This is a genomic window from Cryobacterium sinapicolor (assembly GCF_004403465.1).
GTDB classification, from domain to species: Bacteria; Actinomycetota; Actinomycetes; order Actinomycetales; family Microbacteriaceae; genus Cryobacterium; species Cryobacterium sinapicolor.
Genome location: NZ_SOGQ01000062.1, coordinates 23775 through 39223, shown reverse-complemented (window position 1 = coordinate 39223; position 15449 = coordinate 23775). Strand labels below are relative to the sequence as shown.

Below are 15449 nucleotides of genomic sequence, written 5' to 3'. Positions count from 1 at the left end.
TGGTGACGCAATTCATGATTCTTTTCGTCCCGGATGAGTGGTGACGGCGGCGTAGGTGCGTTCAAGCGCGGCGCGGGCCCCGGGCAGCGTCTGCGCGACGCCAACAAAGATGGCATCGACGAGCAGGAGCTGCCCAGCGCGGCTAGCCATCGCTGCAGAACGGAAGCCAAACTCTCGACCCGCGGTGACCAAGACGTGTTCGCCATGGACCGCCAATCGGGAACGGGCGGCGCCAGTGATGGCCACCGTGCCGGCGCCGGTCGACCGGGCCGATTGCAGTGGGGCGACGGTGCCGAGGTTCTCTCCCGAGTGGGAAACGCCAATCGCCAGGTCGGCGGGGCCGAGTAGTGAAGCGCTGACCATCGCCGCGTCATGCTCGGTGTATGCCCGAGCGACCAGCCCAACCCGATTCAACTTCGCCGTGAGATCCTCCGCGACCAGGCCAGACGCGCCGATGCCATACACGTCGATCCGGCGGGCGGCCCGGATCAAATCGATCACTTTCTCCAGGGCGACGGGATCGACGAGTTCGGCGGTGGCACGGAGCTGTTCAGACTCAAACGCGGCCAGCTTGGTCAACACAACACCGATTCCGTCGCCGTCAGCGATATCGGCGCCCACAGGAACACCCCCGTGATGGTCCGCACCGCCCTGCGCAGCCAGCGCAAGCCGCAGCTGCGGGTATCCCTCAAAACCCAGACGCCGCGCGGTGCGGACCACGCTCGCGGTGCTCGAGGCCGCGCATTCGGCAAGCTCGTTAACCGTCAGAGCCGATGCCGCCGTGGTGTCAGAAAGCAAAACCCGGCCGATCCGGGCCTCCGCCGGGGTTAGCCCAGGCAACATCGCCCGGAGCCTGGCGACCACATCCGACGGAGCCGGCGTGGCCGGGCCGGAGAACTCACGCGTCACATCGGTCGTGACGCCGCGATCATGAGCCTGCCGGGGATCCCTGGTAGAGGCCATGGGCACCGTCCGCCTTTCAAAACACATCCACGGGTCCACCCCGAGCATGTAACAAAGTTTCACGCATTGGGGCGGATCGTGTCAAGAGTTACAAGTTTTCCTCCCACACCAGATAGACGGCAACCCGGCGACACACTCCTGCAAGCACCCACCCGGACCGACATCGCCGCGTATGCAGAAATCCGGCAGCCCGGCGACCCGACTAAACACCGCCACGCAGATCGACCCACCCCGGGGCCAGCCGCAGCGAAGGGGACGACGCTGCCTCACCTTCCCCCACCAGGTGAATCCAGCCCGGCAGGCCGGACCCGCACGGAACCGACCGCGCCGGCCTGCTTTGGACAAGACATTTCTTCGCAAGCCCCCTGGCGGGGCCGGCTGCGCCGGGAAGAACCCTCCTTTGAGCCGCGGTGCGCCACGTTCTGACCTCGTTTTTTCCATTCCGGCAGCCGATCATAGTTCGCTCCCGGCCCTGCGTGCCCAGTTTCGGGATGCGGTCTCACGCTCCCTTTTTTTCGCCCTGAAACTGGGCACTCCGGGCCTCCCGCTCTCAATCGATCTCTCTTGCCGGACAGGCAAAAACAAATTGTTTTGAGGGAGAGGACCCACACCATGAACATCACCACCATTCGCAGCATCAAGATCGACCCGACCGAAACCATCACCACCCTGGACGTGAACGAGGCCAGCATCGGGGCGGACATCAGCGCCGCCATCGGCTGCCGAATGTTCGACGTCGTCGGCCTGCAAGACGACATCGACCTCTTCGTCGACGATGAAGGACTCATCAACGGGTCAACCCTGAACCTGCCCGCGACCGTCCTCGCCCACCGACTCGGCCGCCCCACCGTCATCTTCGGCACCGCCATCGCCGTCAGCGTCACCCCAGACGGCGAAACCGTCGGCCTCACCGACGCACAGCTCGTCCGAATCCAGCAGTCCTTCGCGCAGAAGCCCGACGCACGGACTGTCAACGCCCTCGTAGAGAGCCTGTTCCCGTTCCGTCACCGCCGCCCTCACCCGCGCCGAAGCTCAGCGCCTTGACCCGGCCGATGTGCTGCGGGAATCGTGGAATGAACGAGAACGCGGCACCGCGGACGACGTCGGCGCCGTCCTCTCCCACCGGATGGAACGCGGAAGTCGGGCTGGACGCGGAATCACTGGTCCGATACGCGATGAGTGCTCATGTGGCACTGACGCTCCTGGCAGCAGTCCTCATTCGTCCGATGATGAATCTTGACGCCGTTGACACGCTGCCGATCGACGTGCAACGCTGGCGCGAAATTCTACACATTCCCCACGATGTGGCCTCGACTGGTAACGAGCTCGAAGATTCCGAAGCCGTCCGAGATGCTCTTCAAGCGCAATTAATGAGATTGCGTCCGGTCATTTTGCATTGGGTTGCGTTGCTGGAACAGGCCGCGGGAGTCGGGTCCAACAGTGTCGCCGTAGTTGAGGTTGCGAGCGCAGATTCGCCCATGGCGGTCATGACGGCAATGGTTTGCCCGTGGACGTGGACGTGGACGTGGACGTGGACGTGGACGTGGACGTTGACGCCGGCGGTGGCGCCGGCGGTGGCGCCGGCGTTCATGATCAAGGCAGCATTGACGAGCTGATCGCCCTGGTACCCGGCGACCGGTGAGCGTTCGGCGGCACCCTGGGGGTTCGCCGCGACCGCGGCGCAGGCCCCGGTGCCGGGGCCGCCGCCGGTGATTGCGCCACGGGCCATGCTTCTTGCCGTCGATGACGGGCCCCTCGCCCAGCAGGGTGCCGTCTCTGTAGGTGTCTCGTTGGATCTCCAGGGTCTCCTCCGCGCCGTTTCGGGCATGCCACTTCGTTGGGCCGATTCTCTGAGTTCGTTGACAGCGGCCCGTGCCGCGATCTAGTATGGAATCGTTTCCATGGAAACGATTCCACAGCATGACGCAAGCACAGCATGACGCGAACACGGCGGGTACCCGCACGAACACGAGGAGGTGAACATGGTTGCCATCACGATCAAGGATGTCGCCGCCCTGGCCGGCGTGTCCGTGGCCACGGCCTCCCGGGTTCTCTCCGGCAGTCCGGCCACGTCGCCCGAGGCCCGCGCCGGCGTAGCGGCGGCGGCCGCCCAGCTCGACTACCGGCCCAACGCCCAGGCGCGGGCCCTGCGCAGTACCCACACCGAGTCGATCGGCCTGCTGGTGTCGGATGTGCGCAACCCCTTCTTCGCGGACCTCGCCCACACGGTCGAACAGGCCGCCCTGGCTGCCGGCTACGTCACGCTGCTCGGCAACGCGAACGAGCGCAAGGAACAGCAGGACCGGTACCTGGACACCCTGATCTCCCGGCGAGTGGACGGCATCGTCGTGGCCCCGCTCGGGGACGGCAGCGGCAGCATCCGTTCGCTGATCGAGCGCAAGATCCCGACCGTCTTCGTGGACCGCACCGTGGACGGCCTCCACGTACCGAGCGTCACCACCGACAGTGAAACCGGCATCCGTGAGGCCGTGGCGCACCTCGCCGCCGCCGGCCACACCCGCATCGGCTACATCTCGGGCCCACAGGCCACCTCGACAGGCCGGGACCGGTTCGCCGCCTTCACCCGGGCGGTGGCCTCCCGGGGCCTCAGCCAGGACCCCGAGCTCGTCTACTTCGGTGACTTCCAGGCGGCCAGCGGATCGGCGGGGGTGCACGCGCTGCTAGAACTGCGCCGCCCACCCACCGCCCTGCTCGCCGCCGACAGCCCGATGGCGGTGGGCGCGATCGCCATTCTGCACAGGCGCGGTTTGCGTATCGGCCGCGATATCGCCCTGATCGCCTTCGACGACATCGAGTGGTTCGCACTGCTCGACCCGGCGTTGAGCGTCATCTCACACAGCGTCGAGGACATGGGCCGGATCGCCGTGAGGATGCTGCTCGAGGTCATCGGCGGCGGCACCCCCGAGTCGGTGGTGCTGCCCAGCGAACTGATCATCCGGGCGTCGTCCTCGGCCCCGGTGTCCGGCCGACTGGTCGTCCCCGCATCCGTCGCACCCGCATCCGTCCCACCATCCGAATCACCCGCAGCCGGGCCGCGCCCGAGGAAGAACTGACATGAGTCAACAAGCACTGGTCACCCTGCAGAACGTGGGTAAGACCTTCGGCCCGGTGACGGTCATCAAAGACGTCACCGTCAGCGTCTACGCCGGGCAGGTGCAGGTGCTGCTGGGGGAGAACGGCGCCGGCAAGTCCACCCTGATCAAGATGATGGCGGGGGTGTACCAGCCGGATGCCGGCCACATCGTGGTGGACGGGCAGACGGTCACCCTACCGACCACCCGCGCGGCCGAGGACCTCGGCATCGCCACGATCCACCAGGAACTGAACCTCGTTCCCACCATGAGTATCGCCGAGAACGTGATGCTGGGACGGATGCCCACCAAGCACGGCCTGGTCGACCGCAGCGCCTTGCGCAACCGCGCGCGTGCCGCCCTCGCCCTGATCGGCCTCGACGTCGACGTCGACACCCTGGTCGGGGACCTCGGCATCGCCCGGCAGCAGTTGGTCGAGATCGCCAAGGCCTTGAGCATCAACGCCCGCATCCTGATCTTGGACGAGCCCACCGCGGCACTGACCCGCCACGAGACCGAGAGCCTGTTCGCCGTGATGGCCGACCTCCGTCGCCGCGGGGTGGGCATGCTGTTCATCAGTCACCACCTCGACGAGATCGCCGAGGTCGGGGACACCGTCACCGTCCTGCGCGACGGCGAATTCATCGCCGAGGTGCCAGCTTCCACCCCCGAAGACGACCTCGTGAAGCTCATGGTCGGCCGCAGTATCGAGGATCAGTTCCCTCGGGTGACCGGGGACGTGAGCCAGGCGTCAGCGATCCTCACGGTCGACAACCTCACCTCGACCGGCTCGTTCAGTGACATCAGTTTCAGCGTCAAGGCCGGCGAGATTCTCGGCATCGCCGGGCTGGTCGGCGCCGGACGCACCGAACTGATCCGGGCCATCGCCGGCGCGGACCGGTACACCTCCGGAACGGTCGCGGTGCGCGGCCGGCACCTGCCGAACGGCAGCATCCAGGCGGCAATCGCCGCGGGCATCGGGCACGTGCCCGAGGACCGCAAGGGACAGGGGCTGGTGCTCGACGCATCCGTCAACGACAACCTCGGCTACGCAACGCTCGCCTCCACCGCAAAGCTCGGCCTGGTCGACTTCGCCGGCCAGCGCAGCCGGGCCGGCGAGGTGGCGACGAAACTCCGCATCCGGATGCACACCATCGACCAGCCGATCGGGGCCCTCTCCGGAGGCAACCAGCAGAAGGCCGTGTTCGGCCGCTGGATCATCGCCGCCTCCACGGTGCTGCTGCTCGATGAGCCCACCCGCGGCGTCGACGTGGGCGCCAAGGTCGAGATCTACGAACTGATGAACGCGATCACGGCGGCCGGGGGAGCCATTCTGATGGTCTCCAGCGAACTGCCCGAGATTCTCGGCATGAGTGACCGCATCCTGGTGATGCGCGACGGCCGGCTCGCCGGCGAGCTCACCGCGGCCGAGGCCACCCAAGACGCAGTCATGACACTCGCCGCCCGCGATGTCGACGAGAATCACGAACAGAGATAGGGAACCACACCATGTCCACCACAACCCTGCCGGCGAAGCGCCGCGGCCTCGACTACAAGAAATTCCTTGCCAACAATGGTGCCCTCGTCGGACTCGTCGTGCTCTGCCTCGCCCTGTTCATTGCGACTCCCGACTTCCTGACAGCGCAGAATCTGCTCAACATCGGCATCCAGGTGTCCACGGTGGCCGTGCTGGCCTTCGGGATGACCTTCGTCATCGTGGCCGGCGGGATCGACCTCTCGGTGGGTGCCGTGGCGGCCCTGTCGGCCATGTCGTCGGGCTGGATGTTCGCCAGCGCCGGTCTCCCCGGCTGGCTCGCCCTCCTCGGTGGCCTCTTCATCGGGGCCCTGGCCGGCACCATCAACGGTCTGGCCAACGCCTACGGCAAACTGCCCTCCTTCATTGCCACGCTCGCCATGCTCAGCGTGGCCCGTGGGCTGACCCTGGTCATCTCCGACGGCCGCCCGATCAAGATGCCGGCCGAGGTCTCCTTCCTCGGTGGCAGCCTGGGTCCGGTCCCGATGCCCATCATCATCTTGGTGCTGGCCGCCCTGGCCGCCTCCTTCCTGCTCAACCGCACCGTGATCGGCCGCTCGATGTACGCGGTCGGTGGCAACGCCGAAGCCGCCCGGCTGTCGGGCCTGCCGGTCAAGCGCATCCTCGTCACCGTCTTCGCCCTGGCCGGCCTGTTCGCCGCCCTCGCCGGGCTGTTGCTCGCCGGGCGCCTCGACTCCGCGCAGCCTCAGGCCGCTGCCGGCTACGAACTCGACGCCATCGCGGCCGTCGTGATCGGCGGCGCCTCGCTCGCCGGCGGCCTCGGCAAAATCTCGGGCACCTTCGTCGGCGCCCTCGTGCTCGTCGTCATCCGCAACGGTCTGAACCTGCTCAACGTGACGTCGTTCTGGCAGCAGGTCGTGATCGGCCTCGTGATCGCCCTCGCCGTGGGCATCGACGTGCTGCGCCGCAAGACCCGTAGCAGCTGACCTAGCCGACGCCCGACATCCGTTACCTCTCACCCCATCCATCAACACCCCAAAGGAATACACAATGAAGTCCTCCTCATTTCGCAAAATCGCGGCACTGACCGCCACCGCCGCACTGATCCTGGTGGGCACCACGGCCTGCGGCCGCGGCGGCGGGGACGAGGCGTCCGGCACGAAGATCGTGATGGCCCTCTCCACGCTGAACAACCCGTTCTTCGTTGAACTGCGCGACGGCGCTCAGGCTGCCGCCGACGAAGCCGGCGTGCAGTTGAACATCGTCGACGCGCAGAACGACTCGGCCACGCAGGCCAACCAGCTCGCCACCGCCGCCTCGGGCGGCACCAAGGCCGTCATCGTGAACCCGGTCGACTCCGACGCCTCCTCCTCCTCCGTGAACGAGCTGCTCAGCGCCGACATCCCCGTCATCGGGGTCGACCGCACCGTCAACGGCGCCGACCTGAACTCGCTCGTCGCGAGCGACAACGTGGCCGGAGGCCGTCAGGCTGCCGACGAACTCGCCAAGGCCATGGGCGAAAAGGGCAGCGTCATCCACCTGCAGGGTGTCTCCGGCACCTCGGCCAGCCGCGACCGCGGCCAGGGTTTCGAAGAGGGCATGAAGGCCTACCCGGACATCACCGTGGTGGCCAAGCAGACCGCCAACTTCGACCGTGCCGCAGCGCTCGACGTGACCACGAACCTGCTGCAGTCCAACCCCGGCGTGACCGGCCTCTTCGCCGAGAACGACGAAATGGCCCTCGGCGCCATCCAGGCGCTCGGCTCGCGTGCCGGCACCGAGGTCTCGGTCGTCGGCTTCGACGGCACGTCCGACGGACTCGCCGCCATCGAGGCAGGCACCCTGGTCGCCACCATCGCGCAGCAGCCGGCCGAACTCGGCAAGCTCTCCGTTGAACTCGCCATCAAGGCCATCGCGGGCGACAAGATCGAGAAGACCGTCCCGGTTGAGGTCGTCTCCGTCACGAAGACGAATGTCGGCGACTTCACCAAGTGAGTAACTCCGCCAGCACGGTCGTCGTCGTCGGGTCGATCAACGTCGACCAGCTGATCACTATCGAACGCCACCCGCTGCCCGGTGAGACCCTCATCGGAACGTCGATGGAGTTCCTCCCCGGAGGGAAAGGGGCCAACCAGGCCGTCGCGGCCGCCCAACTGGGCGCCACGGTGCGCATGGTCGGCCTCGTGGGCCGGGACCCGCAGGCCGAGGTCGCCACCGCGATCCTGACCCGCTCCGGAGTGGACCTGTCGAATGTGCACACGGTGGACGGCCCGACCGGGCTGGCACTCGTCACCGTTGCCGCCGACGGCGAGAACACCATCGTGATCATCCCCGGCGCCAACGCGCTGATGGGTGCGGAGGCTGTCCAGGCCGGCGCGACCGTCATCGCAGAGGCCGCCGTGGTCGTGCTCCAGGGTGAGATCCCCGCGGAGGGCATCGTGGCGGCACTGCGGTTGGCCACCGGCCGGGTGGTGCTGAACCTGGCGCCCGTGATCGAACTGGATGCCGCGAGCATCCGTCGGGCCGACCCGCTGGTCGTCAACGAGCACGAGGCAGCCCTCGTGCTCGCGCAGCTCGCCCCGAACACCGTCATCCCCATCGAGGATGCCGAGCTCGTCGCCCGGCTGCTCGAGTGGGGCGTTCCGTCCGTCGTGCTCACCCGCGGGGCGAAGGGTGCCATCTGTGCCGAGCGGGACGGCACGCACAGCGTGGCGTCGCCCCAGGTCGTCGCCGTGGACAGCTCGGGGGCCGGCGACGCGTTCGTCGGCGCCCTGAGCGCGCAGCTCGCGGCCGGCTCGAGCCTGTCCGAATCGGTGCGTCAGGCCGTTCGTGTGGGCGCTTTCGCGGTGCAGTCACGCGGAACGCAGACGTCGTATCCCTCCCTGGCCGACGAGCTGCCGCGGGTGCGCGCATGAAGCGCCGCGGCATCCTGAACGCCGATCTCTCCGGCGCCCTGGCCCGCCTCGGGCACACGGATGTCGTGCTCCTCGCGGATTGCGGCATGCCGATCCCGGCCGGCGTTCCCGTGATCGACCTGGCGCTGGTGCACGGTGTGCCGCGTTTCGAGCAGGTGCTCGACGCCCTGCTCGAGGAGATGGTGTTCCAGCACTGCGTGGCCGCGGAGGAGGCGAAAACCGCCCCTGCCGGGGCCTGGCTGGCCGACCGGTTCGACGCGATCGAGTACATCAGCCACGCCGAACTGAAGGACCTCTCGGCCTCGGCCAAGCTGTTCATTCGCTCGGGTGAGGCGACGCCGTTCGCGAACGCCGCGCTGGTCTGCGGCGTCTCGTTCTAGGCGCCTCGTTCCCGAACGAATTCGACGGAGATTTTGGCCATCTCGGCCCTGAGCGTCCCGAAAAGGCCGTTTTGAACGAGAATCTCCGTCGAATTCGTTCACGCCGAATCGGCTTGAACTGCGGGTGCGTCGATTACCGGTGCGTCGGCTACGGGTGACGGATGCCCCGGCCGGCCAACACGGCCCGGTAGCCCTCGCGGTAGGTCGGGTAGCTGAACGTGAAACCCGTGCTCAGCAGCAGCCGGTTGCGGAGGCGCTTGTCGCCTCCGCGCTGGCTGTCCCGCGGAGCGGGCCGGGCTGGCACAGCGGTCGTGGTGGTCGTCGCACCGGGAGTGCCGGGCGCCTCCAGCGTCGGGACCGGCAACCCGAGCTCCTCGGCGAGGAAGGCCAGCACCTCACCGCCGCGCACCGGTGCGCTGTCGACGCCGATGTACAGGGGAGCCGGTTCTTCCTCCCGCAGCATCAGGTGCACGATCGCGGCCGCGGCATCGTCCCGGTGGATGCGGTTCGTGTGCCGGGCCGAGGCCGACGCGGTGGTGCGGCCGCCGCGCACCTGGGTGATCAGGCGTTCCCGGCCGGGGCCGTAGATGCCCGACAGGCGGAAGACGACGGCCGCGGGGAGGCGGGCGTGCAGCATCCGTTCCGCCTCGAGCAAGATGGCATCGGTGCCGGGACGCGGGTTGGCGGGCGTCTGCTCGTCGACCCAGCTCTCGTCGGACACGTCGTAGACGGCGGTCGACGACACCAGCAGCACGCGGCGGGGCGAGACGTCGGCCTCGTCGAGCGCGTCGAGGAGGTTCTGCAGACCGTCGACGTAGGCCGCTCGGTAGACCGCGGGGCTGGGGTTGCCCGCGGCGATCGCCACGATCACGATCTGGGTGTCGGCCGGAACAACCGGCTTCGCCGTGCTGAGGTCGACGGACTGGCCCTCGATGCCGGCGGGAAGCACGGCCGCGTTGCGGCGCAACCCCACCACCCGGTGCCCGAGCGCGGCGAAACGCAGGCCCACCTCCGTGCCGAGGTCACCGCATCCGGCAATGAGTATCGTCATCTCGCTCCTTCGTCGCCTCCAACGCTAGCGGCCCCGCCGAACGCTGACAGCACCGAGCAGTAGGCTCGCGGAGTGAGTGAATCATTCCGCAGCATGCTGCGTTCCCTGCCGGATTTCCCTGCCGCGCTGCCGGTTTTCGACCCGGCGTCGGCGCCACTCGACCCTGCTGAGCTGTTCCGGTCCTGGCTCGACGAGGCCCTCACGGCCGGGGTTCCCCAGCCGCACTCGTTCAGCCTCGCGACTGTCGGCGCAGAGGGCATGCCGTCGTCGCGCATGCTCATCCTCAAGAACCTCGACGCCGAGGGCTGGCACTTCGCCACCTCGCGACTGTCGCGCAAGGGCCGGGAGCTGACGGAGCATCCGCTGGCCGCGATGAATTTCTTCTGGTCGGCCCTGGGACGCCAGGTGCGCGTGGTCGGCCCGGTCACCGAGTTGTCGACGGATGCCTCGGCGGCCGACTGGGCCGAACGGCCCGGAGCCGACGGATCGGAGAACCCCACCTGGCAGCTATACGCCCTGCGCCCGGTCGAGGTCGAGTTCTGGCAGGCCGACCCCGGCCGACGGCACGTGCGTCATCGCTACCTGATTCCCGCCGCAGACTGAGCGCGACCGCGGACTGAGCGCGACCTGGGCTGAGCGCGACTACTTCCAGCGGGGCTGCGGCACCTGGCCCGTAGGTGGTCACTTCACACTTACGCTCCGGCGTGCCCGAATGATGAGCCAACGGAGACACCGGATCGAAGGTCCTAGAAGTCCTCGTAGGTGAACGCATCGTCTTCGAGGAGCTGCGTCCAGGGTTCCGGCCGTGGGGAGCGGACTCTCTGCAGAGTGACGGTCGAGTTCGGCGTGATCAGCAGTGTGGTCAGGAACCCGGCGGAGTTGATCACGTTGATGAATCCGCCACCGCGCTGCACAGCGTCGGCGACGGAGGATTTCCATGACGCCAGGTCGTCGTCGGTGTCGACGACGTAGCGGTCGCCATTCACGGTCAGGCGGTACTCGTTCATGGATACAGACCTTGTCTCTCGGAGGACCCTGAGGCCACGTTGGTTCAGCAGAGGTCGGAAGATGACGTAAGAAATAGGCGTCGGGTAGTAATATATAGCGATTAGTTCGAATTCCAAACTATTCTATGTTGGAACTTTATAGACGTCATCGCTAGGGTGGTCTCGGTACGTTGAACCAGCTGACTGCTGCTTGTTGATGTCGGGAGAAACCATGTTCAAGGAGAATGGCTCCGTCCAGGTTCTTGAGGGTGTTACCGCTGCGGTGGTCGTCCTGCTCCGAGCGTTGGACAAGACCCGTGCAGGGATGGCGGCGCAGGCCGGCTTCACGGGATCGGAGATTCGGGTGCTTTTCCGCATCTCGGAGGCAGGCCGGGTGACACCGAAGATGTTGGCTGGTTCCACAGACCTCTCGATGGGTGCGGTCACCGCGATCTGTGACCGGCTGGTCGCTCGAGACGTCGTGCGTCGTGTTGCCAACCCTGTCGACCGGCGAAGCCTGTTCCTGGAGCTGACTGCGACGGGTGAGACGCTGATGGAGCGTATCTACGGTGATTTCCGTGCACGGATCGGCAGAGCCCAGGGACAGATGTCCAGCACGGAACAGGCGCTGCTCGAGGCGCAGTTGCTCAGTATCGCGGCCGCGCTCGGCTACGACCTGGAAGATGGCCTTGCCGGGGCGCAGGGTCCAGCGATGACGAGCGCCTGACGGTCGCCTCAGAATCCCCTACCGGGTGAAGCGGAGTACGTTCGGAACATGACGTGGTCGGGTGTGACAAGGAGCTGTAGCGAGAATTGCAGGAGGGAGTGCCATGCGTGATCAATTTGCGGTGGCCGAGGAAGCGTTGTCAGCTTTGGCGGGTAGCGAGTCGCGCTTGTTCGAGCCTTTCCTGGGGGCGCTGCCCGTGGACGGGGTGTCAATCTCGACGTTCGGTGACTTTCTCCCTGCTGAGACGGTATCGGCGAGCGACGCCCAATCGTTGCGGCTGGACGAGTTGCAATTCGACCTGGGCGAGGGTCCATGTTGGGACGCTCTGGAAACCGGCATGCCGGTTTTCGAGCCGAATATTCGCGAACGGCCGAACCGGGTGTGGCCGGCGTTCTCGGAGGCGATCATCGCCGAGGAGCTCGGTGCGGTTTTCGCCTTTCCCTTGGTGCTGGGGCCGTTACGGATCGGGGCGATCGACCTGTACACCAGCAGGCCCAGTCAACTCAATGACCTGCATATCCGGAACGCTTCGGGTCTCGCGACCATCGTCAGCCGTCTCGTTCTCGCTCGAGCCATCCGCCTGTCCCACAGCGAAATCGAGGGCGAAACCGACCTGCGCAGACAGTTCTCCCGACGTGAAGTGCATCAGGCCACCGGCATGGTGCTGGCGCAACTGGGGATTTCTGCCGTGGACGCCCGTCTGGTCATCCAGGGCCATGCTTTCGCCTTGGGCCGGTCTGTGCAGGAGATCGCGGAGGAGATCATCGGCCGGCGATTGACTTTTGCAGTAAATGAAAACCAGATCGAAGGGTCTCATGATTGATGAAACGAGAGAGGATCGCCTCATCGATACGTTTGCGACCCTCGCTGACACCCTGGTGGCCGGTTATGACGTGGTGGAGCTCTTGCAAACCCTCGTGGAGAGTTGCACCGGCCTGTTCGACATCGCGGCGGCAGGAATTCTCCTGGCCGATGAAAACGGCGAGCTCGAAGTCGTCGCTTCCACCAGCGAAGCCAGCCGGCTTGTGGAAGTCATGCAACTCAGTGCTGCGGCGGGCCCGTGCGTGGAGTGTTTCACCTCTGGGTCGGTTGTGTCCCTGCCGGACGTGGAGGACAGCCCGCCCGCGTGGCGGCGGTTTCGGGACAGCGCCAGGGAGCAGGGTTTTGCCGCGGTCCATGCGATCCCGTTGCGGCTGCGCGAGACGACCATCGGTGCCCTCAACTTGTTGTCGACTGTTCCCGGCGCTCTGCGCCAACAGGACGTTCGTGCGGCCCAGGCTTTGGCGGATGTCGCCACGATCGGGATTCTGCAGGAACGCACGCTCCGGGAAAGCAATTCGGTGCGGGAGCACCTGACGATTGCGCTGAATTCCCGAGTCGTGATCGAACAGGCCAAGGGTGTGATTTCGCATTCCCGCGGAGTCTCGATGGAGGACGCATTCGCGTTGCTCCGGAATCACGCTCGCAGCAACCACCTGCTGTTGTCGCAGGTCGCTCAGGGGCTTGTCGACCAGACCCTCGTCATCTGATCCTGCCCGCCAGCGGGTGCGCGTGGTGAGCAACAAGTGAGCAAGCGACCGTCGTCTCCCAGGGCGGACGCGTAGTCTCGATCGAGGAGTTCGGCGCATCGGGCCTCGACGCATCCGTCGACGTCGCCAGGGCGTCGAACGGCCCCCGAACTCGTCACCGACTAAGGACGCACCACAATGACATCCACCATTTCGACCTCCACCCGTTCTCTCGACGCCGCCAGCGTCGCCCGGTGCATCGATCACACCCTCCTCAAGCCCGAGGCCACCGCGGAGGACGTGACCGCGCTCATCGCCGAGGCAATTGAGCTCGGCGCCTACTCGGTCTGTGTCTCCCCGTCGATGCTGCCGCTGCGCATCCCCGCCGGCGCCGACCTCAAGGTTGCTGTCGTCTGCGGTTTTCCCAGCGGAGACCACCACAGCGCCATCAAGGCTGCCGAAGCCGCCCTCGCCATTGAGCAGGGGGCCGACGAGATCGACATGGTCATCGACATCGGTGCTGCCAAGGCCGGCCGGTTCGCCGATGTGCAGGCCGACATCGCGGCCGTGCGGGCCGGCATCCCAACGCCGGGAGTGCTCAAGGTGATCATCGAATCCGCGGCGCTGACGGATGCTGAGATCGTCGCCGTGTGCCGCGCCGCAGTGGCCGAGGGCGCCGACTTCGTCAAGACTTCCACCGGTTTTCACCCTGCCGGCGGGGCGACCGTGCACGCGGTGAGCTTGATGAAGCAGACCGTGGGCGACAGGGCCCAGGTGAAGGCGTCCGGCGGGGTGCGCAGCTTCAACGACGCCCTGGCCATGATCGCGGCCGGCGCAACCCGCCTCGGTGTCTCCGGCAGCGCCGCCCTGCTCTCGGGCGCCACTCCGGCAGAATCGGCCGGGGACTACTGACCCTCCGCCCGGCACGGTGAGCCCACGGTGTGACGCGGGCGGCGATTGGCGATTGGATTCGGCACGATTTGCCTCATGAGGGGCCCGCCTCGGTATGTATTGTCTACGTTCAAATCTCTAGCTAGGCTTTTCTGATCAATGGTGATACATCCTCAAGTCTGTGTGGTGGAGTGTGAGCTCATCGGATCAATTCCTGGCCGGCGAATCGGAGCTGCCTGATTCCGACCCGAATCAACCTGTCTGGACCGCGGCCCCGCCGATTTTCGTGCCTCGCCCCACGACGGCACGATTTGGTCTGGGACCGACGGACACGTTCGGGATCTACCTGAGAAAGATCGGCAGGGTGGCCCTTCTCAACGCGGAGGAGGAGGTTGACCTGGCCCGGCGGATGGAGGTGGGCCTGTTCGCCGCAGCACGTCTCGCCCGGGGTGTCGCCGATTTGGCTCTGACCCGGGACCTCATCTGGCTTGCCCGGGACGGCGAACGGTCCAAGACCCGGTTCATCGAGGCAAACCTGCGCCTGGTGGTCAGCGTCGCCAAACAGTATTCCGGCCGCAAGATTCCAATCATGGATCTCGTTCAGGAAGGCAACCTCGGCCTGTTGCGCGCGGTGGAGAAATTCGATTACACGACCGGGTACAAATTCTCCACCTACGGAATCTGGTGGATCCGGCAGTCCATCCACCGGGGCATGATCGGCGCTGCACGGACAATTCGGATCCCGTTGCACGCCGTGGAGAAGCTCAACAAGGTCAAGCGCATCCGCCGCGACCTCACCGCCAGCCTGTACCGCGAACCCACATTGGCGGAGCTGGCCGAGGCCTGCGGGGCTTCGATGGCCGACGTGCGGACCTTGCTCNTATCAGACCCCACTCGGCGAGGGCTTGGCCGACATCTCCGAGCTGATCATGGACGATGATCTGCCCCAGCCGGAGGAGTACGCGGCGCTTGCCCTGCGCCGCTCTGACATCACCTTTCATCTCGACGCGCTGCCCACACGGGAGCGGATGATCCTGGAGGCACGGTTCGGGCTCAACGGCGACCAACCTCGCACCCTTGACCAGATCGCCGTCCGCGAGGGTGTGACCCGGGAGCGCATTCGCCAGCTCGAGAAGCGGGCCCTGGCGATGATGCGCACGCCGGCCCTCGAGCTCTATCTGAGGGAGTGAGGCTTTACATCCGAGTCACGCCCGACAGGCGATCACCCGCGCCTTCCGGAAAACGTGCGCCTGCCGTGCACTCGACATTCCCTGCTTGATTCTGTGACGAACACCCGCCGAGATACGACTACTTGATAAGAGATTCTCGCAGAGGACAGGTTGTCGCTCGGTGGGACAAGCTTCGAACGCGTCCGGTTCATCTAGGTGTTCTGTGACGCGGTTGAGCGAGGTCGCCCTGACCCTCTGAGGTTTATACCTGC

At 66.3% G+C, this 15449-nt stretch carries 18 protein-coding genes; 15 read left to right on the top strand and 3 right to left on the bottom strand.

Features of this window, described 5'->3' with window-relative positions; all coding sequences use genetic code 11:
• Positions 1-12: 12 nt before the first annotated feature.
• A complete protein-coding gene (locus E3T28_RS12450) occupies positions 13-1011 on the bottom strand; it encodes a MurR/RpiR family transcriptional regulator (protein ID WP_198417200.1) in 999 nt (332 codons plus the stop codon).
• A 564-nt stretch (positions 1012-1575) separates the two neighbouring features.
• On the opposite strand from E3T28_RS12450, the gene E3T28_RS12445 reads away from it, so the two are divergent.
• The 8 genes from E3T28_RS12445 to rbsD all read left to right on the top strand — a co-directional run bounded on the left by E3T28_RS12445 (position 1576) and on the right by rbsD (position 8845).
• On the top strand, positions 1576-2007 hold the full coding sequence (locus E3T28_RS12445; RefSeq protein WP_134431700.1) for a DUF3846 domain-containing protein: 432 nt from the start codon (positions 1576-1578) through the stop codon (positions 2005-2007).
• 29 nt (positions 2008-2036) lie between these two features.
• Entirely contained in the window at positions 2037-2579 is a 543-nt protein-coding gene (locus tag E3T28_RS16925) for a hypothetical protein (protein ID WP_166787024.1), read from the top strand.
• Between the two features lie 366 nt (positions 2580-2945).
• Positions 2946-4037, top strand: coding sequence for a substrate-binding domain-containing protein (locus E3T28_RS12435; RefSeq protein ID WP_134431697.1), 1092 nt, complete (start codon positions 2946-2948; stop codon positions 4035-4037).
• Between the two features lies 1 nt (position 4038).
• Entirely contained in the window at positions 4039-5553 is a 1515-nt protein-coding gene (locus E3T28_RS12430; RefSeq protein WP_134431694.1) for a sugar ABC transporter ATP-binding protein, read from the top strand.
• 11 nt (positions 5554-5564) lie between these two features.
• Positions 5565-6536 carry an ABC transporter permease gene (locus E3T28_RS12425; protein ID WP_134431691.1) on the top strand — a complete coding sequence of 324 codons (972 nt, stop codon included), beginning with the start codon at positions 5565-5567 and terminating at the stop codon, positions 6534-6536.
• A 64-nt stretch (positions 6537-6600) separates the two neighbouring features.
• On the top strand, positions 6601-7545 hold the full coding sequence (locus E3T28_RS12420) for a substrate-binding domain-containing protein (RefSeq protein ID WP_134431688.1): 945 nt from the start codon (positions 6601-6603) through the stop codon (positions 7543-7545).
• On the top strand, positions 7542-8465 hold the full coding sequence (locus E3T28_RS12415; protein ID WP_134431685.1) for a ribokinase: 924 nt from the start codon (positions 7542-7544) through the stop codon (positions 8463-8465). The genes E3T28_RS12420 and E3T28_RS12415 overlap by 4 nt, the downstream gene beginning before the upstream one ends.
• Positions 8462-8845: a D-ribose pyranase gene (gene rbsD, locus E3T28_RS12410; protein ID WP_134431682.1), complete on the top strand. Its 384-nt coding sequence runs from the start codon at positions 8462-8464 to the stop codon at positions 8843-8845. The genes E3T28_RS12415 and rbsD overlap by 4 nt, the downstream gene beginning before the upstream one ends.
• Before the next feature lie 148 nt (positions 8846-8993).
• Here rbsD and E3T28_RS12405 read toward each other — a convergent pair whose 3' ends face one another.
• Positions 8994-9896 (bottom strand): NAD-dependent epimerase/dehydratase family protein, encoded by a 903-nt coding sequence (locus E3T28_RS12405; protein WP_134431679.1) that lies wholly within the window; start codon positions 9894-9896, stop codon positions 8994-8996.
• 72 nt (positions 9897-9968) lie between these two features.
• Between E3T28_RS12405 and E3T28_RS12400 the strand changes: the two genes are divergently transcribed.
• Positions 9969-10499, top strand: a complete 531-nt coding sequence (locus E3T28_RS12400; protein ID WP_134431676.1) for a pyridoxine/pyridoxamine 5'-phosphate oxidase — start codon at positions 9969-9971, stop codon at positions 10497-10499.
• A gap of 143 nt (positions 10500-10642) precedes the next feature.
• On the opposite strand, the gene E3T28_RS12395 is transcribed toward E3T28_RS12400, so the two are convergent.
• Positions 10643-10903, bottom strand: coding sequence for a hypothetical protein (locus tag E3T28_RS12395; protein ID WP_134431673.1), 261 nt, complete (start codon positions 10901-10903; stop codon positions 10643-10645).
• 211 nt (positions 10904-11114) lie between these two features.
• On the opposite strand from E3T28_RS12395, the gene E3T28_RS12390 reads away from it, so the two are divergent.
• The 6 genes from E3T28_RS12390 to E3T28_RS17405 all read left to right on the top strand — a co-directional run bounded on the left by E3T28_RS12390 (position 11115) and on the right by E3T28_RS17405 (position 15198).
• Positions 11115-11609, top strand: coding sequence for a MarR family winged helix-turn-helix transcriptional regulator (locus E3T28_RS12390; protein ID WP_166787023.1), 495 nt, complete (start codon positions 11115-11117; stop codon positions 11607-11609).
• 103 nt (positions 11610-11712) lie between these two features.
• The gene (locus tag E3T28_RS12385; RefSeq protein WP_134431668.1) at positions 11713-12432 is read left to right on the top strand and encodes a GAF and ANTAR domain-containing protein; all 720 of its coding nucleotides are present in this window, start codon (positions 11713-11715) and stop codon (positions 12430-12432) included.
• Positions 12425-13138, top strand: a complete 714-nt coding sequence (locus E3T28_RS12380; protein WP_134431665.1) for a GAF and ANTAR domain-containing protein — start codon at positions 12425-12427, stop codon at positions 13136-13138. Before E3T28_RS12385 ends, E3T28_RS12380 begins: the two co-directional genes overlap by 8 nt.
• A gap of 177 nt (positions 13139-13315) precedes the next feature.
• Positions 13316-14029 carry a deoxyribose-phosphate aldolase gene (gene deoC / locus E3T28_RS12375; RefSeq protein WP_134431662.1) on the top strand — a complete coding sequence of 238 codons (714 nt, stop codon included), beginning with the start codon at positions 13316-13318 and terminating at the stop codon, positions 14027-14029.
• 160 nt (positions 14030-14189) lie between these two features.
• Complete coding sequence (locus tag E3T28_RS17410) at positions 14190-14948, top strand: sigma-70 family RNA polymerase sigma factor (RefSeq protein ID WP_166787022.1); 759 nt, start codon at positions 14190-14192, stop codon at positions 14946-14948.
• Positions 14914-15198, top strand: coding sequence for a sigma factor-like helix-turn-helix DNA-binding protein (locus tag E3T28_RS17405; protein ID WP_134431656.1), 285 nt, complete (start codon positions 14914-14916; stop codon positions 15196-15198). Before E3T28_RS17410 ends, E3T28_RS17405 begins: the two co-directional genes overlap by 35 nt.
• Positions 15199-15449 lie beyond the last annotated feature (251 nt).